We start from the raw sequence: 1,486 nt of genomic DNA on the forward strand, positions 1-1,486 counted from the left end.
GAGGCGACGGTCGCGGCGGTGCGCGCGGCGGGCGGGGAGGCGCGGTTCGTCGCGGCCGATGTCACTCGGGCGGCGGAGGTGCGTGGCTACGTGGACGCGGCGGTGGCGGCATACGGTCGGATCGACGCGTTCTTCAACAATGCCGGGATCGAGGGGCGCGTCCGTCCGACCGCCGAGTATGACGAGGACGTGTTCGACGCGGTGATCGCGGTCAACCTGAAGGGGGTGTTCCTCGGCCTGCGCCACGTGCTGCCGGTGATGCTGCGCCAGGCCGGCGGGGCGATCGTCAACACCGCCTCGACCGCGGGGGTGATGGGGGCGCAGGGGCTGTGTGCCTATGTCGCGTCCAAGCACGGGGTGATCGGGCTCACGCGCACGGCGGCGAGCGAATACGGCCATGCCGGCATACGGGTCAACGCGGTGTGCCCCGGCCCGACCGACACGCGCATGATCGCCTCGCTCGAGGAGCAGTCGGCGCCGGACGGCCGCAACAGCGTGCGCGAGCGGTATAAGGCGGCGATCCCGATCGGGCGCTATGCGGCGGCCGAGGAAGTGGCCAACCTCGTGCTGTTTCTCTGCTCCGACCTCGCCGGCAGCATATCGGGCGCGCAGTACCTGATCGACGGCGGGCGCCTCGCCAGCCCGAACGCGCTGCGCAGCGTTGCGGGGCGGTGATGTTGGGAAAGAATTAGGGAATGGGGTGGCAGGCTCCGGGGCGGAGAGGGAGACGGGGTAATGCAGACCGAGTCCGGATGGGCGTGGCGCGACGGACAGGCGGGGTATCCGCCCGCGGCGACGCGGTCGGCCCGCACGCAGGCGCGACGCGCGCGGGGGGCGGCGAATCACGCGCGCGGTCGCCGGGCGGAGGCGCTGGCGCGCGCGGCGCTGGAACGTGACGGCTGGACCGTGCTGGGTGATCGTGTGCGAACGCCGGCCGGCGAGATCGACCTGATCGCGGAACGCGACGGGATGCTGGGCTTCATCGAGGTCAAGGCGCGCCCGACGCTCGCGCAGGCCGCGGCGTCCCTCACGCCGCGCCAGCAGGCGCGGCTGCTGGACGCGGCGGAGATCGTCCTGGGCGAACATCCGGACTGGGGCGCGGCCGGCGTGCGCTTCGACCTGCTGCTGGTCGACCGGGCCGGGACAGTGCGCCGGATCGCCGACGCGTTCTGGCGGCAATAAGCGCACCGGGACAATTCGGGGCACGGACCGGCCGCCGCTCAGCGTCGCCCGTGCTGGCGGTGCCGGTAAGCGAGGGCTTCGGCGACGTGGGCGCGACCGATCGCCGGTGCTTCCGCGAGATCGGCGATCGTCCGGCCGACGCGCAGCACGCGGGTATAGCCGCGCGGCGACAGGCGCAGCCGGTCCATCGCCTGCTCCAGCAGGTCGCGTGCGTCCGGGTCGAGCACGAGTTGCGCAAGGTCGGCCTCCGCATTGGTTGCGGCGATGCCCGCGCCTGACGCGTCCGCTCCGGCCGCCTGCGCCG

The 1,486-nt window shown here is 73.2% G+C and carries 3 protein-coding genes; 2 read left to right on the top strand and 1 reads right to left on the bottom strand.

The window, feature by feature from the left end:
- Positions 1-675 (top strand): SDR family oxidoreductase (locus B8460_RS15490; protein WP_048862513.1); only part of this gene is annotated, 675 nt, incomplete at its 5' end.
- 60 nt (positions 676-735) lie between these two features.
- Positions 736-1,182 carry a YraN family protein gene (locus B8460_RS15495; protein ID WP_084623712.1) on the top strand — a complete coding sequence of 149 codons (447 nt, stop codon included), beginning with the start codon at positions 736-738 and terminating at the stop codon, positions 1,180-1,182.
- 38 nt (positions 1,183-1,220) lie between these two features.
- Here the strand turns inward: B8460_RS15495 and B8460_RS15500 are convergent.
- On the bottom strand, positions 1,221-1,486 hold a 266-nt coding region (locus tag B8460_RS15500), incomplete at its 5' end, for a magnesium chelatase subunit ChlI family protein (protein ID WP_048862514.1).

It is taken from the genome of Acidisphaera rubrifaciens HS-AP3 (genome assembly GCF_000964365.1).
GTDB classification, from domain to species: domain Bacteria; phylum Pseudomonadota; class Alphaproteobacteria; order Acetobacterales; family Acetobacteraceae; genus Acidisphaera; species Acidisphaera rubrifaciens.

Coding starts and splice junctions, on each gene's coding strand:
- B8460_RS15495 (WP_084623712.1), top strand. CDS start 736: ATGCAGACCGAGTCCGGATGGGCGTGGCGCGACGGACAGGCGGGGTAT.